General features: G+C 46.4%; 18 protein-coding genes. 3 read left to right on the top strand and 15 right to left on the bottom strand.

Annotated elements, in window-relative coordinates; translation table 11 throughout:
- Positions 1–9: 9 nt before the first annotated feature.
- The 3 genes from DXN04_RS03585 to DXN04_RS03575 all read right to left on the bottom strand — a co-directional run bounded on the left by DXN04_RS03585 (position 10) and on the right by DXN04_RS03575 (position 5,178).
- Positions 10–3,423 carry a SusC/RagA family TonB-linked outer membrane protein gene (locus DXN04_RS03585; RefSeq protein ID WP_116851916.1) on the bottom strand — a complete coding sequence of 1,138 codons (3,414 nt, stop codon included), beginning with the start codon at positions 3,421–3,423 and terminating at the stop codon, positions 10–12.
- Between the two features lie 160 nt (positions 3,424–3,583).
- Complete coding sequence (locus tag DXN04_RS03580; RefSeq protein ID WP_116851915.1) at positions 3,584–4,552, bottom strand: FecR family protein; 969 nt, start codon at positions 4,550–4,552, stop codon at positions 3,584–3,586.
- A 38-nt stretch (positions 4,553–4,590) separates the two neighbouring features.
- Entirely contained in the window at positions 4,591–5,178 is a 588-nt protein-coding gene (locus DXN04_RS03575) for an RNA polymerase sigma factor (RefSeq protein WP_116851914.1), read from the bottom strand.
- Positions 5,179–5,345: 167 nt separating this feature from the next.
- Between DXN04_RS03575 and dnaG the strand changes: the two genes are divergently transcribed.
- On the top strand, positions 5,346–7,325 hold the full coding sequence (dnaG, locus tag DXN04_RS03570) for a DNA primase (protein ID WP_116851913.1): 1,980 nt from the start codon (positions 5,346–5,348) through the stop codon (positions 7,323–7,325).
- A 63-nt stretch (positions 7,326–7,388) separates the two neighbouring features.
- Here dnaG and DXN04_RS03565 read toward each other — a convergent pair whose 3' ends face one another.
- From DXN04_RS03565 to DXN04_RS03555, 3 genes are read right to left on the bottom strand one after another with little or no spacing between them, the layout of a single operon-like run.
- Positions 7,389–7,886, bottom strand: coding sequence for a dihydrofolate reductase (locus tag DXN04_RS03565; protein ID WP_116851912.1), 498 nt, complete (start codon positions 7,884–7,886; stop codon positions 7,389–7,391).
- Positions 7,887–7,914: 28 nt separating this feature from the next.
- Positions 7,915–8,709: a thymidylate synthase gene (locus tag DXN04_RS03560; RefSeq protein WP_116851911.1), complete on the bottom strand. Its 795-nt coding sequence runs from the start codon at positions 8,707–8,709 to the stop codon at positions 7,915–7,917.
- A 32-nt stretch (positions 8,710–8,741) separates the two neighbouring features.
- On the bottom strand, positions 8,742–9,920 hold the full coding sequence (locus DXN04_RS03555) for a proline dehydrogenase family protein (protein ID WP_116852422.1): 1,179 nt from the start codon (positions 9,918–9,920) through the stop codon (positions 8,742–8,744).
- Positions 9,921–10,121: 201 nt separating this feature from the next.
- Between DXN04_RS03555 and DXN04_RS03550 the strand changes: the two genes are divergently transcribed.
- Positions 10,122–10,901 (top strand): FecR family protein, encoded by a 780-nt coding sequence (locus tag DXN04_RS03550; protein WP_147319825.1) that lies wholly within the window; start codon positions 10,122–10,124, stop codon positions 10,899–10,901.
- Positions 10,902–10,925: 24 nt separating this feature from the next.
- Positions 10,926–12,203: an MgtC/SapB family protein gene (locus DXN04_RS03545; RefSeq protein ID WP_116851909.1), complete on the top strand. Its 1,278-nt coding sequence runs from the start codon at positions 10,926–10,928 to the stop codon at positions 12,201–12,203.
- Between the two features lie 105 nt (positions 12,204–12,308).
- On the opposite strand, the gene DXN04_RS03540 is transcribed toward DXN04_RS03545, so the two are convergent.
- The 9 genes from DXN04_RS03540 to DXN04_RS03500 form a co-directional block, all read right to left on the bottom strand.
- Positions 12,309–12,806 carry a hypothetical protein gene (locus DXN04_RS03540; protein ID WP_116851908.1) on the bottom strand — a complete coding sequence of 166 codons (498 nt, stop codon included), beginning with the start codon at positions 12,804–12,806 and terminating at the stop codon, positions 12,309–12,311.
- Between the two features lie 165 nt (positions 12,807–12,971).
- The gene (locus DXN04_RS03535; protein WP_233525511.1) at positions 12,972–13,970 is read right to left on the bottom strand and encodes a sugar phosphate isomerase/epimerase family protein; all 999 of its coding nucleotides are present in this window, start codon (positions 13,968–13,970) and stop codon (positions 12,972–12,974) included.
- A 378-nt stretch (positions 13,971–14,348) separates the two neighbouring features.
- Positions 14,349–15,350: a bile acid:sodium symporter family protein gene (locus tag DXN04_RS03530; RefSeq protein WP_116851906.1), complete on the bottom strand. Its 1,002-nt coding sequence runs from the start codon at positions 15,348–15,350 to the stop codon at positions 14,349–14,351.
- 16 nt (positions 15,351–15,366) lie between these two features.
- Positions 15,367–16,284 (bottom strand): RraA family protein, encoded by a 918-nt coding sequence (locus tag DXN04_RS03525; RefSeq protein WP_116851905.1) that lies wholly within the window; start codon positions 16,282–16,284, stop codon positions 15,367–15,369.
- 3 nt (positions 16,285–16,287) lie between these two features.
- The gene (locus DXN04_RS03520) at positions 16,288–17,523 is read right to left on the bottom strand and encodes an amidohydrolase/deacetylase family metallohydrolase (protein WP_116851904.1); all 1,236 of its coding nucleotides are present in this window, start codon (positions 17,521–17,523) and stop codon (positions 16,288–16,290) included.
- Between the two features lie 88 nt (positions 17,524–17,611).
- Complete coding sequence (locus tag DXN04_RS03515) at positions 17,612–18,850, bottom strand: aminotransferase class V-fold PLP-dependent enzyme (protein WP_116851903.1); 1,239 nt, start codon at positions 18,848–18,850, stop codon at positions 17,612–17,614.
- An 81-nt stretch (positions 18,851–18,931) separates the two neighbouring features.
- Complete coding sequence (locus DXN04_RS03510; RefSeq protein ID WP_116851902.1) at positions 18,932–19,393, bottom strand: RidA family protein; 462 nt, start codon at positions 19,391–19,393, stop codon at positions 18,932–18,934.
- 19 nt (positions 19,394–19,412) lie between these two features.
- Positions 19,413–20,933 (bottom strand): SusD/RagB family nutrient-binding outer membrane lipoprotein, encoded by a 1,521-nt coding sequence (locus DXN04_RS03505; RefSeq protein WP_116851901.1) that lies wholly within the window; start codon positions 20,931–20,933, stop codon positions 19,413–19,415.
- Positions 20,934–20,957: 24 nt separating this feature from the next.
- Positions 20,958–24,404 carry a SusC/RagA family TonB-linked outer membrane protein gene (locus DXN04_RS03500; protein WP_116851900.1) on the bottom strand — a complete coding sequence of 1,149 codons (3,447 nt, stop codon included), beginning with the start codon at positions 24,402–24,404 and terminating at the stop codon, positions 20,958–20,960.
- Positions 24,405–24,408 lie beyond the last annotated feature (4 nt).

Raw genomic sequence — 24,408 nt, 5'->3', positions numbered from 1 at the left:
TTACTAAGTTTAGAATGACACATTTAATCCGAAAGTGAAGGTCTTCACCTGTGGGTAATACCTGCTGTCGTTTGGAGATTCCGGATCTATATCATTAGGCAGTGAAGAGAAAGTAAGGAGGTTAGCACCACTTACATACACACGCACTCTGTCAAATCCTGACTTGCCCAGGATGTTTGATGGCAGGGAATATCCCAGCTGTACGTTCTTCAGGCGCAGGTAGGCACCACTTCTTACCCAGAAGGAAGAAGCCTGGTAGTTCTGTGTAGTTGTCAGCAATCTTGGGAAAGCAGCACCGGTGTTGGTTGTAGACCAGCTATCCAGGTGTTCTTCCCTGAAGTTACCATCGTTACTGATAGGTGCCCTTTCAATCGGCATGGTCATGATATCAACCTTACCTACACCCTGGAAGAATGCAGAGAAATCGAAGTGCCTGTAAGAAGCACCCAGGTTGAAACCATAGGTAAAGCGGGGCATAGTGTTTCCAAGATAAACCATATCACCACCTTTGCTATCCAGGGCCTGTGTGATGGTACCATCACCATTGATATCTTTGTACATCAGGTCACCGGGGCCGGTAGTACCAACGGTTTGTTTGGCATGGCCTGCTACCTGTTCTGCTGTCTGGAAGATGCCTTCTGATTTATAACCATACAGCGCGTTGATTGGCTGACCCGTAACGTACCCAGTGTAAATGCTGTTGGTATTGGCACTGATCTGGTCTGTACCTTTTACATCCAGGATCTTGTTTTTCACATCAGAGATGTTGAAACCAACATTGTATTTAAATCCTTTGTCTCCAATTGTATTATGATAGTTGAGACCCAGTTCCCATCCAAGGTTCTGTACTTTGGCAGCATTCATTGCAGAAGCCCCCAGACCTACAGAAGACGGGATAGGCAGTGTCATAAGAATGTTCTTTGTAGTCCTGTTATACCAGTCAAAAGTTACATCGAATACCTTCAGCACAGTCGCATCCAGACCGATATCAGTCATGGTAGAAGTTTCCCATGTCAATCCACTGTTTGGATAAATAGTGATCCCCGCAGTTGGATTCAGCACTCCTCCAAAAGGATAGCTACCATAGCTGTAAGTAGTCTGGTAAGGATAGTTGAAAGAAGTAGGATCATCACTTACAATCACCCTGTCATTACCTAACTGACCCCATGATCCACGTACTTTCAGGTCATTCAGCCAGTTTACATCCTGCATAAATGATTCCTGAGATACTCTCCAGCCCAGTGAGAAGGAAGGGAAGGTGCCCCACTTCTGACCTTCCGGGAAGCGGGAGGATCCATCACGACGGATGTTCGCTTCGAAGAGGTATTTCTCATCGTAATTATAGTTTAACCTGCCAAAGAAAGATACCAGGTTATATTCCATTGCATAACCTTTGTTGCTCTGGCTGGCCTGATCACCACCATTTAACTGTGTGGTACCGGTAGCAAGATTTTTTCTGAAACCGTACAGGTAGTCGGTTGTTTCATTCAGCTGAGAGGCACCGCCTAACAGTTTGAAGGAATGTTTACCTAATTGTTTGGTGTATTCAGCTAATGCCTGGAAGTTCCTGAACCAGTAACCCTGTGCTTCTTTGCTCAGGTCATCCTGGCCCAGCTGCAGGATAGTGGAATTAGTAGGATGATCAGTATAATAATTCAGCGTCTTGTCACGGAGTGAGTTGAAATCAGATTGGTAGTTGACTGCTGCGGTACCTGTCAGTTTCAGACCTTTTGCCAGGTCATAAATACCTTTGAAGTTGCCGGAGAACAGGTTACTCTTGTAATTGTACAAACCACCTTCTTCCTGTAAGCGGATAGGGTTTTGACCACCTCTTACAATACCCCAGGTACCATCTTTATATTTGTTTACGGTGAGCGGGTTGATCACAGCTCCCTGGCCAAACTGGTACCATGCGGAACCGGATACACCCTGTGGTTCGTTCCTGTCATTCAGGCGGGCAGAGATGTCTGCACTGAAAGTCAGTTTCTTTGTCACATTGATATCTGTGTTCAGACGAACAGTAATCCTGTTGAAGTCCATGTTCTGAATCAAACCTTTCTGATCGAAATAGTTAGCGGAGAAATGGTATTTCACATTCTCGGAACCACCTGCTACACCCAGGCTATGTTCCTGTTGAAACCCGCTACCGGTCAGAATTTTCTTCAGCCAGTAGTTGTCAGGGTAAAGATCTGTATCACGGTTAGGATCATTATAGGCGGAGATCTGGGTATCAGAATAAACCGCAGCACCACCACTGTTGAGGGCTGTCTGGTTTACCAGTTTCATGAAATCCTGTGCACCAACATACTTTGCAAGGCGTGCAGGATTCTGCCAGCCGAAATAGTTGGAATAAGTCACTTTTGCTTTGCCGGTACTCCCTCTTTTGGTAGTAATGAGGATAACACCATTTGCAGCGCGTACACCATAGATGGCAGCGGCAGCAGCGTCTTTCAGAACAGAATAGGTAGCGATATCATTGGCATCTACATCGTTCATGCTCATCTGTACACCATCTACCAATACCAAAGGATCGGTATTGTTCAGGGTACCGACACCACGAATCCTGATAGTACCCTGGTCTACACCCGGCTGGCCGGAAGCTGTAGTAACGGTTACACCAGGAGCCACCCCCTGCAGTGCAGTAGATACCTGGCCTACAGGCTTCGCGCTGATTTCCTTACCATCGATGGCTGTCACAGCACCTGTGAGGTTTACCTTTTTCTGGGTACCATAACCTACTACCACTACTTCGGACATACTTGTTACATCTGAAGCAAGTTTGATAGAAAAGTTAGTGGTGCCGTTCACAGGCACTTCCTGTTTTACATACCCGATAAAGGAAAATTCCAGTACCGCATTTGCATCAGGTACATTCAGTTTCCATGCACCATTTACATCGGTAGTCGTACCGGTAGTAGTACCTTTTACGATAACGGTTACACCGGGAATAGGTTGTCCTTTATCGTCGGTAACCACACCTGAAACAGGAATGGCTCTCAGTGCAGCAGCAGTGATAGCTTCAGGAGCGATGGAGGAAGAAGTGATTGTATTTAATTCGCCATTGGAAGTAGTAGGCGTAGCCGGTTCATCATCCTGTGCAAAGATGATATAGAAACCTTCTCCGAGTTTTTTATAACGCAGTTTATTTGGAACGGTGATAGATTTCAGTTCCTCTTCGATAGAATTGGTGCTTTCCTCTACGTTCGACAACTGCAATTTGGCCAGCTTACTTTTGTACATGAAATGCACATTGTACTTGAGCTCCAGTCTGTCCAGAACTGTCTTCAGCGATTTTGTCTGCGTTCTTTCGAAGGGTGCAGTGCCGGATTTCGCCAGCATAGCCAGGTCCTGGGCACTGGCAGGCATGTTATTTAAACATGCCATGCCCATAGCCGCCATAAAGGCACTAACGAACTTGTTCATGTGAGTGTGGTTTGTGTTACTTTACCTAAAAGTCATAGGAAGTCCTGCTCCGCTATTGAGCGAATAGTGCTACGGCCTTTAAGCATAAAATGAAATTAAAGCGCTGTTACTGTGCATGCTGTTGTACACCAACATACATCTCTTACGGCATTGGTTGTTTTTACTTCTCTTTCTCTATTACTACTGTGTTGTTTTCCTTTGTAATCTTTACATGAAATAGTTCCGATAATCCTTCCAGCAACATATCCATTTGCTGACCGGGTACAGTGCCGGTAAACTGCTGGCGTAACAGAGAGGAGTCCCTGATCTCTACTGTCACTCCATAGGTATCTTCCAGTTGCTGTGCCAGTTGTGCGAAAGTGGCATTTTCAAAATGGAGGTTTCGCTTGGTCCAGGAAGTATAAGTCAACGTATCTGTATGCTTCCTTTGCACCGTCTGCTGTTGCTGTTTGAATTCAACCAGGTCCCCTGGCTGCATAACGATTGCCTTTTCAGGTTCTTTGCTGCTGTGCAGACGAACTTTACCGGAACTGAGCACTACCTGCATACGACCATGCCTGTCGATGAGATTGAAGGTCGTTCCCAGTACTTCTACCTGCATTTTGCTGGCTGTATTGACCAGAAAAGGACGTGGAACGGGTGTTGAGTGAACGGAGAACCAGGCTTCCCCTTCTATCCACACTTCCCTGTTTTTCGCGTGTTTCCAATTATCATAATAGCGTAAAGTACTGTTGGCATTCAGGGTAATTACCGATTGATCCGGTAATACGACGGTACGCAGTTCTCCATAAGCTGTATGAATTACTTTCAACTGTTGATAATGAAAAAGGGCTACTCCGGCATAGGTGGTCACTATCAACCCAGCGGCGACAGCGGCTACTCTCAGCAAAGTATGGATGCGGCGGCGACGGGGCTGGCCTGTGATCGTGTTCATCACGTTCTCAAACATGGCCGGTGGCGCAGTGACATCACTTCCTTTTTCTTCCTCCAGGTCACGCATAATCGATTCCTCCAGGTATTTTTTACCATCATCCGTGGAGAACCATTCCAGTACAATCCTGTATTCTTCGGGTGTACACTGGTCCTGTCTGAATTTTTGTAAAAGATGCTGGTCGATAAGCGGCTTCATATATAGTACTACACCTGAAGATTAAGAAAGTATTATACCTAAGAAAAAAAAACTTTGCAGACGATTACAGAGAGGAGAAAAATAACCTTCAATACAGATTTAAGAGCTTTGCTGGCTTGTGAATACTGGAATTTAACAGTGTTGATACTCAGACCTAAGCGCTGGGCGACTTCCTCGTTGGAAAGGCCCTCTTCTGATTTCATTTTAAAGATATGCTTCTTTTGGGCAGAGAGGCTGTTGATCGCCGTATCTACTACCTTTTTATAATCATTGAAAATAATGGCGGACTCAGTTTCCTGGTGAATTTCGCCTGCATTGTAAGAAATCTCATAGTTCTTGACAAGCATACGCTTGTTGTTTCTGATGAGGTTCAGGATATGGAATTTAAGGGTTTTGAACAGGTAATTGCGCACGCCCTGCAACGGATCCAGTCTGTCTCTGTGGGTCCACAGTCTGACGAAAGTTTCGTGAACAGCATCTTCAGCAACTGCTGCGCTCTTCAAGTATTTGAATGCCACACTGTACAGTAACTGGTGATATGTAGCATACAATTCCTCAAATGCGGAGTGGTCGCCGTTCTTCAGACGCGTGGCCAGAATTTGATCGTTGTTGATTATTGATTCCATTCCGAGATAGATAAAATTAGGCCGGTTATGGAACTTAATTAAATGTAAAATTACCCATTACAGGTATTTTTTTATCAGGAAGGGGTAATTGGGGTTGATTATAAAGGAATTACTCCGGCTATGCCAGCAAGCGCCCCCCATTCCCCTAAATACCCTAACTTTACGCCGTGATATCGCAACAAACCATACAACAGATCCTCGCCCGCATTGACATTGTAGAGATCGTCGGCAATTTCGTTAAACTGAAAAAGAGGGGAGCCAACTACCTTGGCCTCTGCCCTTTTCACAACGAAAAAAGCCCCTCTTTTACTGTCACCCCCAGCAAGGAAATCTACAAATGCTTCGGTTGCGGTGCCAGCGGAAACGCCATCAAATTCCTCATGGAGCATGAAAAATACTCCTATGTGGAAGCCCTCCGATGGCTCGCCCAGCGCTATGATGTCACCGTAGAAGAGACGGAAGTCAGCGCCGAAGTAAAGCAACAGCAGCAGCTGGCTGATAGCCTTTATATCATCAACAACTTCGCAAGAGAATACTTTTCCAATACCCTCTTTAATACGGAAGAAGGCCAGAACGTAGGCCTCAGCTACTTCGAGGAAAGAGGTTTCACACAGGAAACCATCCGCAAGTTCCAGCTGGGTTACAGCCTAAATGCATGGGATGCCTTTACAAAAACTGCCCTCGCCAAAGGATATAACCTGGAATACCTGCAAAAAACAGGTCTCGTTACCATCCGGAATGAACAACCCGGGGATAACTACAGGGGCCGCGTGGTATTCCCTATCCACAACCAGAGCGGGAAAGTACTGGGATTTGGGGCCCGTATCCTCGTCAAAAACGACCGTGCACCCAAATACGTTAACTCGCCGGAAAACGAGATCTATGTTAAAAACAGGGTCTTGTATGGTACCTACTTCGCCCGCCATTCTATCGACAAACTGAATGAATGTCTGCTGGTAGAAGGGTATACCGACGTGATCTCCCTGCACCAGGCGGGGATTGAGAATGTGGTGGCCTCCAGCGGTACCTCCCTTACACAACACCAGCTTCGCCTCATCAAGAAATACACGAACAACCTGACCATCCTCTTCGATGGTGACAATGCCGGTGTAAAGGCTGCATTGCGCGGCCTCGATATGGCGATTGAAGAAGGGTTGAACGTGAAGCTGGTACTAATCCCGGATAAAGAAGACCCGGATAGCTATGTACAAAAAATAGGCGCAGAAGCCTTCCGCCAGTTCATTGCAGATAATAAACAGGACTTCATCCTGTTTAAACTGCAGATATCCATGCAGGATGCTGGTAACGATACTACCAAAAAATCACAGCTGGTAAATGAAATCGCGGAAACCATTGCCAAGATTGATAAGACGGAAGACTTTACCCGGCAACAGGATTACATCCGCCAGTGTAGCCAGGTGCTGAAAATTGATGAACAGGGCCTGATCAACCTGGTCAATAAATTCATCAGGGAGAAATTTCAGAAGAAAGAACAACAGTTTAACAGGGACCAGGAGAAGAATGCCCCTCCACATGACGATGATTTGTCGCCGGAGGCCATTGCCGCCATGGAAGCCATGGAAAATGGCGGTGTCGTGGCGGACAACTTCTTTAATCCTGATGAAAGACAGGAAAGAGAACTCGTAAAAATACTGCTCCGCTTTGGAGATAAACCGTTCAGTGAAGAAGATCAGAATACGGTTGCTGATTATATTTTCCACCTGCCTTATGATTTCGAATCACTGGCGGATAATGAAATTGTGAAACGCATACTCAGGGAATATAAACAGATGTATGATGAAGATAATCTGCCCGATAAAAAATGGTTCCTCTATCATAGCGATCACGATGTAACTGCACTGGTGGTACAGATCATGGAAGATAAAGAAGCAGAGCTGAGTCCGAAATGGAAAGAGGAATTTGAGATTGATACGGTGTATGGTGATAATGCTTACCTGAAAGATACCATCTCTACGACGAACTATCTCATGCTCCGGAAGATAAGAAAGATGATCATCGAAAACCAGCAGGAGATGGAGCGATCGACAGATTTTGAGGCGCAGATCAATTGTATAAAAATGCATAAACACCTGAAGCAACTGGAGAATGAGTTGACGAATGGATTGGGGACGGTGATCTTCAGATAATTAAAACAAAAAGCGCTTGTACCGATGGTACAAGCGCTTTTTTGTTACGCCGTAAGGGCCTTATTATTTCTTAAATTCCCATACCTGGAAACTCATTGAGTACTTGTGTCGCTCATCTTTCTCATACTTCTCATCCTTCACCTTCTCCCACTTTGTCTGGTCAAAAGCAGGAAAATACGTATCTCCTTCCACTTCCGCATGCACCCTGGTCAGGTAGATCCTATCCACAATTTCCTTTTCAATAGCCATTTTGAAGATCTCCCCACCTCCTGTCACAAACACTTCCTCCGTACCAAAGGTCTTCGCCTTTTCGATACCCGCTTCCAGGGAAGGAACTACAATCAATCCGGGACTGGTATAATCCGGCTGACGGGTGATCATGATATTAGGTCTGCCTGGCAGCACTTTCCCTAACTCTTCAAATGATTTACGACCCATGACAATTGGTTTCCCCATTGTCGTATCCTTGAAATATTTCATATCCACCGGCAGGTGCCATGGCAGATGATTATGAATACCGATTACATTATTTTCAGATGCAGCAACGATGATAGAAACCATGCAGAAATTTTAAATTAAGAGGAATTACTTAGACAGCTACCGGCGCTTTGATATGCGGATGGAACTGGTAATTTACCAGCTCGAAATCTTCATACTCAAAGGAAAATATATCCTTCTTTTCAGGATTGATCTTCATCTGCGGCAGTGGGTAAGGAGTACGGCTCAGCTGCAGCTTTGCCTGTTCTATATGATTGCTGTACAGGTGTACGTCGCCAAATGTATGTACAAAATCGCCCGGTTCCAGGTCACAAACCTGCGCGATCATCATGGTGAGCAGCGCATAGGAAGCGATGTTGAAAGGTACGCCCAGGAACACATCCGCACTACGCTGGTAGAGCTGGCAACTGAGGCGGCCATCTGCTACATAAAACTGGAACAGGCAGTGGCAGGGACTGAGCGCCATCGCTGGCAGATCGGCTGGATTCCATGCTGTTACAATGATACGGCGGGAGTCAGGGTTCTTTTTGATGGTATTGATAGCATCCGCGATCTGGTCAATGACTTTGCCGTCTTTGGTTTCCCAGCTACGCCATTGTTTACCATATACAGGACCGAGATCGCCGTTTTCGTTGGCCCATTCATCCCAGATCCTTACGCCATTGTCTTTCAGGTATTTAATATTCGTATCGCCCTTCAGGAACCAGAGCAGTTCGTAAATAATGGATTTCAGGTGCAGCTTCTTGGTAGTGACCAGTGGAAAGCCTTCCTGCAGATTAAAACGTAACTGAGCTCCAAAGCAGCTGATAGTGCCTGTACCAGTACGGTCGGTTTTTACAGCCCCCTGGTCCAGGATATGTTGGAGTAAGTTGAGGTATTGTTCCATTTCGCAAAAGTAAGGAAAAAGGATCCTTCTCCCTACAAGCCCCTTCTTTTCATTTCCCTGCGCAGCAATCCCAACTCACGGCCCATTTGTCCGGAGATGGAAGTATTTTCCTGTGCACGGCGGATCAGGTAGGGCATTACATCCTTTACAGGTCCATAAGGCAGGTACTTGGATACACGGTAACCAGCATGTGCCAGGTTAAAGGTGATGTTGTCGCTCATTCCATATAATTGGGAGAAGCTGACATGTGGGTGTTGGTGAGGCAGATTTTGTTGTTCCAGCAGCCGGGCCCCCAGCATACTACTGTCTTCATTGTGTGTACCAATGAAAACAGCCAGTTGATCGAGGTGTTGCATGCAGAATGCTACCGCAGCGTTGTAATCAGCATCGGTAGCTGCTTTGTTTGGTTGGATAGGGGATGGATATCCCATTTCTTCGGCGCGTTTACGCTCCTTTTCCATATAAGCCCCTCTTACCAGTTTAGCACCCAGCAGGTAGCCCTGTTGCTGTGCTTTCAGGAAAGAGGCTTTTAAAAACTCCAGGCGATCGTGACGATACAACTGGAAAGTATTGAAAATGATTACGTTTTCTTTGTTGAACTGTGCCATCAGCATATCGGCCAGGTCGTCTACCGGCTGTTGGAGCCAGCTCTCTTCCGCATCAATCAGCAGCCCTTTGCTGTATTTGGCAGCAGTCGCAGCAATGGTCTGGATCCGCTTAGTCACCCTGTCGAACTCCGCTTTTTCTTCAGCACTGAGGGTTTCGCCGGCATGCATTTTTTCCAGCAGGGAAATACGGGCAAAGCCGGTGACCTTGATGGCAATGAATGGAATGCTGGCCTTGTTACCGGCATATTCGATGGCCCGGATGAATTCCGGTACCGCGTGGTCATAGTTCTCCTCCCCTTCCATCGCTTCTACACCATAATCCAGTGCTACGCCTACATGGTATTTATCCAGCGTTTCAGCGGTACGGGCCGCTTCTTCCAGGTTTTCCCCGCCGCAGAACTGGTCGAAAATGGTTGTTTTAATCAGGCCCTTGATGGGCAGGTGCATCTTAAAGGCTAAGGGCGTAAGGGCTGCTCCCAGCTTTACCAGCCAGGGCTTGCCAATGTTACTAAACAGGAAATCAGCTTTTTTCAATGCTTTATCCGTTCTGGATTCAAAGGCGATAGCGGTATTCTCAAATGACAAAGGTTGCTGCTTTTCCATGGGGCGCAAAGTTAAGGTGCCACCCAACATCATTAACAAAGGGGGCTTCCTGCTCCTGGTCAGGTTTAGATAATATCAAATCAAGTGAAGTTTTAATTAAATAAATTGACAATAAAGGATCATTTTTTATTTGATCCTATTGGGGATACGCCCTATAATTTTTTCTTTATTTTTATACCTTCAACAAAATCAAAATTCCCAGTGCCTTCAAACACAAAGTCCAGCAAGTGGCTGTATATCATTATCGTTGTTATTTTATGTGGCACCACAACCGCCATGTGGTATTTTAAAGGGGGAAAGAAGCCTGCCCTGGCATCGTTCAGGGAACCGCAGGTGAATTATACACCACATACCGGTACACAGGGAGCCCGTACACGCTTTACTTTGCCGGATAGTACTGAAGTACTGCTGAACGGGAAATCGACGGTGCTGGTGCCTGACAATTATGCACAGACTCATACTTTACTGCTGGATGGGGAAGCCTGGTTCAATACACGGCATAACCTGAAGGTGGTGACCAATATTCTCACGATTACCAATACTGCTCCTGCTGCCTTCAGGATCCGCTGCTTCGAAGTACAACAGGGAGCTACTGCTTACCTGGGCAGCGGCACCGTACTGGCAGCCAAGTCTTACCATTCCACTACCGATAACCAGTCGGAAACACTGGGTATTGGCAATATGGTGCTGGCAAATAAAGAGATCGATCTGATGGAAAAGGAAACTTACCAGCCGGCAGAACTGGAGCGCTGGCTGAAAGGGGAACTGAGTTTTGCCAATGTACCCTTTATGAATGCAATGCATACACTGGAAGAATGGTATGGTACGGAGATTTATGTAGAGGGCAATGTGTCTGAACTGGGCAATGTGAATGGAGAATTTCCAAATCAGTCATTGGATCAGGTATTAAATACCCTCCGGGATAAAATGCGTTTCACTTATCAGTTCAAGGGAGATAGGGTGAAGGTAAAAGTGAATTAGTCAATTAAAAAAGGTTTTTAACCCATGAATGAAATCGCGCACCTGGATGCTACCCCGATAGCATTGAAAATGGCAGTAGCCATAGGTATTGGAATGCTGGTAGGAATGGAACGAAAATGGTCACAAAAGGAGGCCGGCATTCGTACATTCTCTATCGTTGCATTGTTGGGTATGCTGAGTGCTGTGATCAGCGAGCAGTTTATAGTGATTGCAATGATCGGCGTATTCCTGCTGGTGATTGCCATCAATGCCCGGAGTCTGCTGGCAGAGAAACAGGTTGAAATCACCACCTCTGCTGCCCTCATCGTCAACTGTGTATTGGGTGTCCTGGTAGGCCTGGGGCATATCTTCACGCCGGTGGCAGGGGCTATTGTAATGACCATGCTGCTCGCCTGGAAATCAGAACTGAATAAATTTGCCGGTGGCCTGCTACCTTCAGAAATCCGGAGTGCCATCCTGCTGGGCCTGATTGGTTTTGTCATCTACCCTATACTCCCGGATAAATATATTGACCGCTGGGAACTGTTTAATCCCAGCGATGCCTGGCTCAGCGTCATTGCCATAGCCGGAATCGGTTTTGTCAACTATGTATGCCTAAGGGTTTTCAGTACCAGTGGATTGTACCTGGGTGCTGTATTTGGCGGCCTGGTGAACAGTAGCGCTACAGTGGCTGAAGTGAGTTCGCGGGTGCAGACATCTGGTCTGACTTCCAAAATGACGACGCTTTGTATGCTGACTACCATCGCCATGTTTGTCCGCAACCTGGTGATCGCTACTTTGTTTTCTCCGGCCTCCCTGTCTTCTACCCTGATTCCATTACTGGCTATGTCTATCATAGCAGGACTTTTTATCTGGAGAGAAAAATTTCATGAATCCAAAATCTCAGATGATGAAGGTACCTTAAAACTTGCCTCTCCTATTTCATTGCCAAAAGTGTTGTGGTTTGGCTTACTGTTTATCATGATCCAGGTAGGAGGCACCTTACTGACAAGGGTATTTGGTAGCTATGGTTTACTTGCCACCGGGGTGTTCGGGGGATTGGTGAGTAGTGCCAGTACCACAGCTGCAGCAGCTACCATGGCTATGCATAACAGGATCAGCCCTGCCCTGGCAGGGAATGTCGCGATCTTATCTTCGCTGGCAAGTGCGGTAATCAACCTGCCGATTGTCTGGAAAAATATCCAGGATAAAGGTGTTGTGAAAAAAATGACAGTTGAGTTAATGGTGGTAATAGGCGTAGGAATTGTGTTAGTGATCCTTGACAGGGCCTTCCAGCTTTCTGAAATGCTTTTGAAATTATAAACAGGGATTGATCTGAGTATGAGTTTTCTTTTCATTCGGGTGTGTCACAAGCCTCCTGCATCGGACATGCAAAAAGAGCCCTGTTTCATTGAACTGCAACCAGGATCAGTTCTCCTGCATCCAGTCCAGCGTCCAGGTATCCGCCATATCATCCGCAGTTAGCTCCACCGCATCAACCACTACCGTGATCTTATTACTCACCCGGTCCATGGTATCATAAGCGGCATATTGCAGGGTAAACTGCTTTCCCTGCAGCTTTTCAGGAATTCCTATGACAATAGCATCATCCCCATAGTTCCCGATCTTGTACAGCAGGCGTGTGCCCACAACCTGTACAAAATACCCTGCCAGAAAAGGGTCCCTGGGATTGGGATAGAGATACACGTACTGGTTATCCACATTCCTGTGAATACCAATCAACAGTTCCGGCGCTTCCGGAGAAGCTGATGCGACAGGGAATCCTCCTTTGATACAGGTTCCATAACCTACTTCCAACACCTCATTTTCGCCTATATCCTCAAAGAAGGATATCAGCTTATCGATATAAAAGGCAAGGATAAACATCGTACTTGCCAGGACTCCGAATAAAATTAACTTATCCATTAAGGGAAGTTGTGCTACAAACTTAAAGTTGCTGACAAAGATTTTCGGGATGAACTGCTAAACGGCGGACGAAAGAGAGAGGTAAAAACCGACTACTAAGATATTATAAAATTATCATTCCAAATATAATGGATAAATGATAAGAAAAAGTAAAAAGGGAGGAACTTAGCTAAGTTCCTCTCCCACTTTCTTCAGGAGTGCTAATGTTTTTTTCACTCCCTCGTCTTCGGACAATTGGTTGCCCTCGAACTCTATACCGATATGACCTGTATAACCGGCCTCTTTCACGATCTTCAGCATTTTATGATAGTCTGTTTCTACGCAGTTGCCATTTGCATCGAAATCATAGGTCTTGGCACTCACGCCTTTTGCAAAGGGCATTAGTTCGGTTACTCCCTCATAGCGATCATACTCTTCCAGGCATTTTGTTTTTGCCCAGGCCTCAGGCGTGTTCGCTTCGGGTTTGGTTCTGTTCAGGCAGAAATTGCCAAAGTCAGGGAGGGTACCGCAGTTAGAGCGGTTGATGGTTTTCATGACACCAGACAGCCACTTACCATTAGAGGAAATGCCGCCATGGTTTTCTACGATGACATTGATATTGTGCGTACTTGCGAATTCTGATAATTTAGTCAGGGATTCTACCACCCTTTTGGCTACCTCCTCCGGCTTCCCTTCACCGGCAGCGTTTACACGGATGGCGTGACAACCCAGGTATTCTGCGGCCTCTACCCACTTGTAATGATTCTCTACTGCCTGGAGGCGTTTCTTTGCATCCTGATCGCCCATCTCACCTTCTCCATCACACATGATCAGAACGCTCCTCACACCATTGTCACTACAGCGTTTTTTCAGATCAGCCAGGTAACCTTTGTCATTCGCCTTATCTTTGAAAAACTGGTTAACATATTCAACTGCCTCTATTCCGAAATCCTTTTTTGCTTTTACAGGAAAATCCAAATGGCTCATCTGGTTGGCAAATAATGCCCGGTGAAAGGACCATTCAGCCAGGGAGATTTTAAAGAAGAGGGACCTGGCCGTACCCAGCGCTTCGGCTTTGGTGGCGGCAGTAGAATCCTTTGAATCTGATTCTTTTGTTGACTGACCATTATTACAAGCTGCAAGGAGACCTGGAACCATACCGGCACCCATTGTGTATAATGCCATTTGACGAAGGAATTCCCGACGATGAGAGGGAGAAGTCATATACGTGGTTTTGATTGATGAATGTGGATTCCGGCCTCGTTTTTGAGACCTGCTTAGTCTCTAATTTATCAAATTAACAGGACAAAAGAAAGATGACTGGAGATTATTTATAAAAATTTCGCCTAAAGGCATACTTTTTTCGCTTTTAGTTATTATCTTTTGCCTCTCATTCCCCGTTTGTCTTTATTATAGATTCCACCACGTGATGCCGAAAGGTGTCTTGTATGATAAAACTTGAGCCGTACTGCTTACGGTAGTACGGCTCCTCCACGTTATCTCTTCCTTATTTTTCATTTATTCTTCAGACTAATATTTAACTCCCGGGCTATTTTTTTAAAATCATGCCTGCTCCTCCGGCGGATGCCTGTGCCACCAGCTTGCCAGCAAAGACCCCGTCACATTCATCAGGGGACCAAACACTGCAGGTGCCAGCCCCACCGTCGCTATCTTGCCCATACTCTTGGCGATCGCCGATGCCAGCCCGCTATTCTGCATCCCCACCTCTATCGCAATCGTCCTGCAATCCTGTTCTTTCATCCTGATCAGCCTACATAACCAATATCCCAGTCCATACCCCGATAAATTATGAATAAGCGAACTCAATATGAGCAACAATCCCACGTCCAGCAGGCTATCCCTCCCATGTGCAGTAATGATCACAATGATCAGCCCAATGGCTGTCATAGAGATCTTCGGCATAATATCGTCCAGCCATTTCGCCCTCCCACTCAGGAAATGATTAAAGATCAAACCCGCTGCCACCGGCAGGATCACCAGCTTAAAAATATCCCACATCATATGCGTCACACTGATATCGATATAACTACCTGCTAACCAACGCATGAGCAAAGGCGTTACAAAAGGTGCCAGCATTGTTGAAATAGCAGTCAGCGTCACAGACAATGCTATGTTCGCCTTCGCCAGGTAAGAGATCACATTGGAAGCCATCCCACAAGGCACAGTGCCAACCAATACCACGCCCGCAGCTATCTCAGGCGGAAATCCAAACAAATGCGCAAGCCCCCAGCCAATGAAAGGCATAATCGTAAAATGACAGAGTACTCCCGTCAATACCCCCATCGGCATTTTGATCACACCATAAAAATCTCCCAGACTCATCGCTGTTCCCATACCAAACATGATGATCTGTAATAATGGAGTAATCAGCTTTGCCAGGTCATAATCCCCAATGTGGGTAAAATATTGCGGATAGTATAGCGAAGTTGTTACAGCGGCAAAAATCATTAACGTGTATACATAACCGCGGGTCTGTGGTTTTCTGGAAAATAATATTGCCAACAGGATCCAAAAACCAATAATATAAGGGCCCAGATGATTCATAAGTGGATATTTATTTTTACCATGTGCGTTTTTCTAACATTTTGTCCAGCTCCTGTCTGGTCATAGGTAACTTACCTACCTGCTTGTGCTGCCAATCCAGGAAAGCCTGCCTGATTGCATCTGTCCAGTTGTTATCCAGTTCACCGGGCGTATATTTTCCCGCCTTCAGCATCTCAAAACTAAATGCATCTTTCACTTGTATAAATGCTGCAATACCTATTACTTTTTCTGCCAGGTGTGCCGGTACAAAGATGACACCTTCTTTGGAAGTCAATACCAGGTCACCGGGCAGCACTACCGCTTTCCCCATACGAATCGGTACATTCATACCGGACAACATGACATTTTTTAAAAACGACGGATCCCAGTCTCTTACCAGTGCATTAAAGCCGGGTATTTCTTCCAGCCCTTCCAGGTCGCGCGCCGATGCATTGAAGACTACACCATTCCCTGTGCGGGCAAAGATAGCATTACCCAGCGTAGAACCAATGAGGGTACCATCGGCAATTTTTCCAAAGCCATCCGCCACATATACATCTCCTTTTGTCAGTTGCTGTATCGGCCATGAATTGGTATTTCCCTTCCAGCCTTTCTGCTGCCCGCGTTCCTTCAGGTGCTGCTCTACGTCGGGTCTCGCAGGAATAAACATTGCCGTCACAGCCCTCCCTGCAATCACACTATCCGGATGAATCATCTTAAACCCTCCTTCGAACTGGCAATGATAGCCTTCCCCTTCCAATATAGTCCATACATCATCCAGGCCTACTTCTTTCGCCTGTGTAATCACCGCATCCGGAATACGGGGCCGGCCGTCCGGAAAGCGTTCACCTTTCCAGTCGGCCGTTAATAAAATCAGTTCCTCTTTAGATATGGTCTGTGCTGCCAGGTGCAGATATCCCAGCAGGCAGAGTGGAATCAAAAAAAACAGTTTCATATTTTAATTTTCGGTTTGTACTGAAATACTATCCGCCAGCCCATTCAGGTCGTAAACGACTTTGCCCGCACGGATTGTCAACTCACAGGCTATACGCTCTGTTCCCTTCAGTTTTACGCCCATAGGATCTGCAAAGCCAAACTGCCCCTTCTCCAATCTTAAGATCGCAATGTCCGCCACAGTATTTTCTGACAGGCTTCCCAGTTCTTCATGGTGAATAGCTTTTGCCGCATCATCTGTCGTTGCCCTGATCAGTGCCGGAAAATTCATGCCCATTGCCAACATTTTCGACATCACATTCAGCAGGTCCTTCATCGCCGCATTCATACTGCCGGTGTGAATATCCGTACTGATGGTATTCGGCAGGAAACCAGCTTTCATAGCCGGCATTGCAATCTTGTAGGAGAAACTGGTACCTCCGTGACCTACGTCAAAGAGAATTCCTTTTTTACGCGCTGCCCAGATATAATCAGGTACTTTTCCATTTTCATCCACTACAGGCATACGACCTTTTACATTCGCATATACATGTGTAAAGATATCTCCGGGTCGCAGGTGTTTTTCAAATAGTTCATTCAGCGGTAAGGGCGGGTTACTGCCCCCAAAATCAATCATCACCGGTGTACCCGTCATCTCCCCTGCCTGTACGGCCCTGTCTACCGGTGTCCATTCCGCACCTTCAAAGTGTGCCACCTTGATACCTACCAGGTATTTTTTATACTGGCGAATGGTCAGTGCCGTCATCTTCGCATCCATATCATTCGTATCCTGTTCATAGGCACCGCCCCGCATACCACCACCTACAATATTTAAGAATGCCAGCACCCGCGTCTGCGAATGACGGATCGTCTGATCCAGGAATGTTTCAAAGCTGCGCCATCCCGAACTGCCTGCATCTACTACGGTAGTCACACCACAACGGAATGTAAAACCATCCGGTGCTACAGCACTGTAACTGTTGTTCAGATACCTGTTAGGCGTGGTCCCGATAAAATTATGTGTGTGAAGATCGATAAGCCCCGGTGTCACATAGAGTCCTTTTGCATCTATGACCATGGTGGCTTTCGTGGCATCTATGTGTGATGCTACCTTTGCAATGGTATCGTCCCTGAGTGCGATATCCATGACTGCATCAATATGATTTCTCGGGTCAATGACGTGCCCGTTTTTTATGAGGAGGCTGTATTGTTGTGCATGCAATGCACTCCCAGCCAGCATGAGTAATAGTAAGAACCTCATATGCCGTTACTTTAATGTTAAGACCTGTAGTAAAAATTAACAGGGAGCCCCAAAGACTCCCTGCGGTGACTAAACACACTCCAATTTATCAACCATGCGTTTCCGTAAGTGCCTTTTCTGTCAGCGCTTTTTTGAGTGCCGCAGCTACTATCTTTTCCTGTCCGGGTACCAGCATCCATGTAGTAATGGCAATGGCATGCTGGTTTTCCCCGTCTGCTACCTCAATAGAAGGAGAACCACTTCTTAATTTCTCTTTTAATTCGGCTGCCGTAGCAGGAATCTTCTTTGCATCCCAGGCTACATGCAGGGTAGGTACATGATTGGCGATAGCCGGCACTTTCACGGTGGTCGTCACACCCCCTACCGAAGTTGCTGCATCTCCAATCAGTTTGATCTGCGCTTCCCACATCTTCCATTCTTTATCATGGTCAGTAGCCAGATAGGTTTCCAGTGCTATCAGCATACCGAGTATTTCTTCTTTGTTTACTTTCAGACCACGGCCAATAGTATTCCCTCTTGGAGGTGCACTGAGCCTTGCCGCCTGAATGTATTTCTTTCTGCCCAGCAGCAGGCCCGCACTCTGCGGACCACGGATGCCTTTACCACCGGAGAAGCAGACCAGGTCATACCCCATGTTCGTATACTTCCACAGGTTTTCCACGGGAGGTACATCTGCCGCACAATCTATCATAGTAGGAATATTGTGCGCCTGTGCTATCTTCAGGAATTCTTCTACCTGTACAGGACCGTCAAAGTTGTTGGCGTTCAGAAAGTACATCAGTGCAGTCTTGTCAGAGATTGCATTGACCAGGTCTTCCTTTGTATCAGTATACACGATCTTTAAACCTGTATTTTTCAATGCATGTGCATAAGCAATATCATGCTTACGCTGGATGATCACCTCCGTCTTCATACCTGTTCCTTCCAGGTGAGGCAGCTGGGCGACTTTCTTCTCATCCATGCCGGTGAGCACACCTGCTGCACCCAGGGTCATGGCCGATGCACAACCGGAAGTTACCGTTGCATATTCACATTTCAGTAATTGTGCAATGCGTTCGCCTACCTTGTCCTGCAGCTCATCGAGCAATACAAAATCTTTAGAAGCATAGTTAATGGCATTCATTACCTCAGGTCGCATGAGCGACCCCGTCATTGCGGTATAAGTACCAGCGGCATTGATGAAGGTGCGAATACCCAGTTCTTTGAAATAGTCTTTGGCCACAGCAGTAGTTGCTGCGTCCGTTAATGGCAATATATTAGCGCTGCCTGCGAAAGCCCCGAATACAGGGATCACAGACATATTTTTCAATAAGTCTCTGCGGTTCATGAGTCGTAAAATAAAAACGTGAGGAAGAAAGAAGAGGTTGTATACTTTGATACAACCTCCGTAGAGAAGGGGGAACTATTGTTATAGAGATGCAATACAATCCATCTCTACAAGAGAGTCTCCCGGTACTCCTCCATATACAGCCACGGTAGTTCTTACCGGAGGATTAGGTCCAAAACGGCCTCTGAATACCTCGTTCATGGCCTTATAATCGTTCAGGTCATGCAGGAATACGCTTACCTTCAATACCTTGTCCATCGAAGAACCTGCCTTTTTTAACTGTGCTTCCATTTCCTTCAGCACATGATCTGTATGTGCCTTGATATCGCCTTCAAAGTGGGCACCGATACCTGCAATGTATACCGTGTTGCCATGTACTTTGAAACTGGAGAATAAAGGTACTTCCTGATCATAAACTACATTTCCGTTTTCAGTGGTGGCAGGCAGCGTAGCGCCGGCAGCTTTTGCAACAGCACTGATACCGGTGAATCCGGCTGCCGCAGCCAACATCTTCTTTAATACTGATCTTCTTTGGTTTTGCATGATAGAAAATTTGAGAGGATTATTCTTTATCCCACCATACGCGGGTTGTCATAAGGTTTGCTCCCTGCCTGTCTACTGCTTCCTGTAAGCTTGCAGCATTTACACTCTCTTCTGAAGGTGGATACAGCAGGCGGCGGGGAATAGTACCACCAGTAATGTTCCCGGAGATGTTCACCGGTGTCAGTGCAGGATAACCCAGACGACGCCAGTTAGCATGAATCTGCTGCTCATCGAGGAAGAGTGATACATAGAACTCATTGCCGATCATTTCCAGCTGTTGTGCAGTCGTACCAGCCAGTACATGTGTAGCCTGGTAAGCGGTGATCCTGCTTTCAGCAATGACACCGGCAGCACCAAACTGTGCCCAGTTGCGCATAGAAGCACCGATGGCATTTGCAAACAGCGTTGCCGCAGTACCGGTATACCAGCCTCTTACAGCTGCTTCTGCCAGGTAGAGATTTACTTCTGCAGCACTCATCACGATGATAGGTGCGGTATATTGTAAAATAGTAGCAGGATTTGGTTCTGAGTAAGAAGCAAAATTATCAGGCTTCAGCAGCAGGCCATTGGGCATACCTGACTGTAAAGCGGTACTTGTATCGGCCTTACCATTATTCCATACAATGGCTATTACGTTCAGGCGCGGATCATTATTATTCTTCAGCATATTGATGAAGGTCTGTGCCAGTTTACCACCTTCTGTATTACTCTTACCATCGGCTACGGCGTAGTCGTTCGAGAGCAGTGCAGCCGCCTTTGGATTTCTGTTCAGCGCTGTACCATCTGTATACTTCATGGTAGCAATGTCTGCATCATCAGTGATCACACCACCTGCAATTGCTTTCTGCACCCATGTCTGAGCAGATGCAGCATCTGCTTTTGACATACGCATACCCAGGCGCAGCATGAGTGAGTAAGCAAATTTCTTCCACCTGGTCACATTGCCTGCGTAGATATAATCACCGGCACCAAAAGTTGGCTTGGATGCATCGAGTGCAGTTGCAGATTCATCCAGTTCCTTCAGCATGTCAGCATAGATTGCCTGCTGCGCATCGTACTTCGGTGTGAAGTTGTTCGAAGTATATCCCTTCGCAGCTTCAGAATAAGGAATATCACCATAGATATCCGTCATGCGGCTCATGATGAATACACGCCAGATACGGGCAATAGAAAGTTTGTTGGTTTCTGATGTATCAAGTGCGTTGATCACTGTGGCTATTTCATTCACAGCGCCGGGATAACCGGTAGTAAAAAAATCATAGGGATAAGTACCCTGCTGAAAATAATATTTGTCCCCTATACCCGGTACATCCTTGTAAGTGGCGAACTGCTGCATGGAGCCACCGCAAGCCAGTGCATCGGTAGCAAACCAGCTATTGTTCAGCGCATCCAGCAATGATTTGCTGAACATATATTCCGGTACTACAGTAGTAGAAGCATCCGGGTTTACATTCATTTCTTCAAAGCCTTTGTCACATGACTGGACCGTTAAGGTAGCTGCTATGGCTGTATATATCAGGAAGTTAAAACGCATTTTCATAATTCGAGTGTGTAACATGAACAATTAGAATTTAGCCATCAGGTTCAGACCAAAGCTCCTGGTGCGTGGAATACCAAACGCTTCAAAGCCCTGTGCATTACTGTTAGTGTAGCTGGATTCCGGATCAAAGTTGTCCGTATTCTTGTACAGGGTAAGCAGGTTACGTGCTACGAAAGACAGGGAAGCGCTCTGTAAGATCTTCAGCCTTTGTACAGGAATCTGGTAGCTCAGTACTACCTGGCGCAGTTTTACAAAACTTCCATCGTACATGAACTGATCAGTGTAGTTCTTGGTATTGTCGTAGTAAAGACGCAGGTTCGATACGGGAATGGTGTTCGTGTAAGGATTTCCATTCTGATCTACGCCACTCAGTGCGAGTCCGTTTTCACGACCAGCCAGGGTCTTCTTGTGCAGACCGAAACGGGTAGCGTATACGTCCATTACAGAGAATACTTTGTTACCGAATTTGCCGTCAACAAGGATGTCGAGTGACAGGCGTTTGTAGTTGAAGGTATTGCTGAAACCCATCGTCAGTGGCGGTACACCATTGCCTAAATATTTCAATGCACTCTTTTGTTCGTAGCCGGTAGCACTGTTATAGATGGTTTCACCCTTCTCATTTTTCGCTACTGAATACCCCATGATCACGCCATAGGGGCGACCTACGGAGTTGTGTACGAATGCCCAGCTACCTACGCTGGTCGCCATCTGTAAGGTGGTCAGACCTGCTGCCAGCTGTTCTACTTCGCTCTTGTTGTAAGCCATATTGTAGCTCACATTCCAGGTGAAGTTTTTAGATTTTACAGGCGTACCTGTCAGGAGTACTTCAATCCCTTTGTTGGACAATTTACCTACGTTCAGCAGCGCATTGTTATAACCGGAAGCAGTAGAGATAGCGGTACTAACAATGTCGTTGGTCGTTTGCTTGCTATAGTAAGTGATGTCAAAACCGATACGGTTATGCAGGAATTGAGCTTCCAGACCTGCTTCGTAGGTAGTAGAGGTGAGTGGCTTCAGGCTGGAATTCGTCACGAGGTTTACACCGCCGGACTGGGTAACCGTCTGAACAGGCTGCCCTTCATGTCCGCCCTGTACCATGGTGTAGCTCTGGTTTAAGATGTATGGGTCAGGTGTAGCACCGCCCACTTGTGCCCATGAGGCACGTGCTTTGGCATAGCTTATGGCTTTAGGTAACTGAATCGCATCGGAGATAATGAAGCTGGTACCTACAGCAGGATAAAAAATGTGGTTATTCTGAGGACTCAGGGTAGAGAACCAGTCCTGACGGCTGCTGAAGTTCAGGAACAGCACAGATTTGTAATCCAGATCAATTGCTCCGAATACAGAGTTGGTCGCTACATTATTTCTTGTTGGCGTAGTAGTAACGGTACTTAAGTTGGTATAGCTATAGAAGAACGGGATGATGAACTGTGTACCTGTGATGGCAGTCTGGTTTGATTTGTAACGGCGTGCGTTGGTACCCGCCAGTACATTCAAACCAATCGTTCCAGCCAGTTTGGTATTGTAGTTGGCAGTCAGCATAGAGTTGGTTTCTGACACTGCGTTTCTCAGGCCGCTGTACTCACCCGCCGCTCCTGTAGTATATACAGTACCGGTAGGAATGATACCTACATAATCGTAGTTAAAGAAGTCACGGCTCACATTTGCTTTCACATACAGGTTTTTCATGAGATCGTATTTCACGCTTGCCTGACCAATGAAACGGTTCTTGGTATCATTGTTCTTAAAGCGGTTCACTACGAAATAAGGGTTGGAAGCATAAGCTGTTTCATTCCACTGTATTTCACGACCTGTTGCATCATAACCCGGATCCAGGGAGCGGATGTCTACTGTATTTGCGATCATGTATACGCCCCAGTTGGGGTTGCCGGTGGCATCCCCGGAACTGGAACGGTTTGTGGCATTCTCTACATTGTATTGCGCTATAGCTTCTATGCTCAGTCTTTTACCCAATGTAGCATTCAGGTTCAGGTTCGCAATTTTCTTGTCGAACTTGGAATTTGGAACGATACTTTTACTGTTGGTATTGGACAGCGAGAAGCGGAAATTCAGTGATTCATTACCACCGTTAAAAGCAACGGTGTTTGTATAGGTAGAACCTGTACGGTAGAAGTTCTTAATATTATTCTTTTGTGGGGAATAGGGATGTTCCTTACCATCGAAAGCGATGTAGTTCTGGCCATCCATTTTCGCACCCCAGCTACGGCGGCCCCAGGTCACCGCCTGTGATTGTGACGAAGGTTTTACGCCGCCATCACCCTGGCCATATTCATATTGCCAGTCAGGATATACAGAGGGTGTCTCTGCGGTGAAAGTGGTGTTGTAGTCTACCCCGATACCTTTGCGGGAACGCCCTTTCTTGGTGGTGATGAGGATAACGCCATTGGCTGCACGGGAGCCGTAAAGGGCCGCAGCAGTACCACCTTTCAGCACGCTGATGGTTTCGATATCATCAGGGTTGATACCACCGATACCATCGCCACGGTCTACGTTCTGACCACCCCCACCGGTAGTAGGGCTACCACCTGGAGTCGTGTTGTCGATCGGCATACCATTTACCACATACAGGGGTTGGTTATCACCATTAAGGGAGGTGTTACCACGGATGATCACACGGCTGGAACCACCAGGGCCGCTAGCCAGGCTGGTGGCGTTCACGCCTGCAATTTTACCCGTCAGTGCATTGGCTACATTCACCTCGCGGGCCTGCGTAAAATCGCTACCCTTTACTTCGGTGACGGCATATGCCAGTGCTTTCTTATCCTTTTTGATACCCAATGCGGTCACTACAACTTCAGAAAGTGCCTTATTGGATTCAGCCAGTTTCACGCTCACAACATCCGCGGCACTGTTTACAGTGATCTCCTGTTTGTCAAATCCAATGGATGAAACAACCAAAACTACAGGTAGTGCAGCATCTTTCAGATTGAGTTCGAATTCTCCTTTATCATTGGCAACAGTTACGAGAGAAGGATTACCTTTTACAGAGATAGTGGCACCTGGTACAGGAGCGCCATCAGGACCGGTAATTTTACCTTTGAGTTTATCGGCAAAGAGTGAATTATAATTAAGAATAGTCGCATTTGCTTCACTGGTATAAATAGAATACTGTGTCTTGTTGACACGCATATAAGCGAGTGCGAAATCTGACAGTAATAATTTTAAGGCAGCTTCTGCCTCCATTGTTTCTGCTCTGTCTACGAGGTCCGCAGGGACCATTTTACCGTCCAGCAGTCCCTCCCTGTATGCGAAACGGATATTTTGCAGCTTTTTCAGCCTTACCAATGCATCTTTAAGTGACATTGTTCCTGCCTTATGGTGTGGGATATTATCTGTCTGCCTCATGGAAGCATACATCGCGGGCGTCTGTGCGCTGACAGGTGCAGCAATACCTGGTAGCAGGGCACAGGAAAGCAGCCCCAAAAGTAGATTTTGGTTTAAGATGTTCATTAGT

Origin of the sequence: Chitinophaga silvisoli, assembly GCF_003412465.1 — a bacterium.
Taxonomy (GTDB): domain Bacteria; phylum Bacteroidota; class Bacteroidia; order Chitinophagales; family Chitinophagaceae; genus Chitinophaga; species Chitinophaga silvisoli.
The sequence above is the reverse complement of the archived record's forward strand: the minus strand, read 5'-3'. Positions and strand labels throughout refer to the sequence as shown.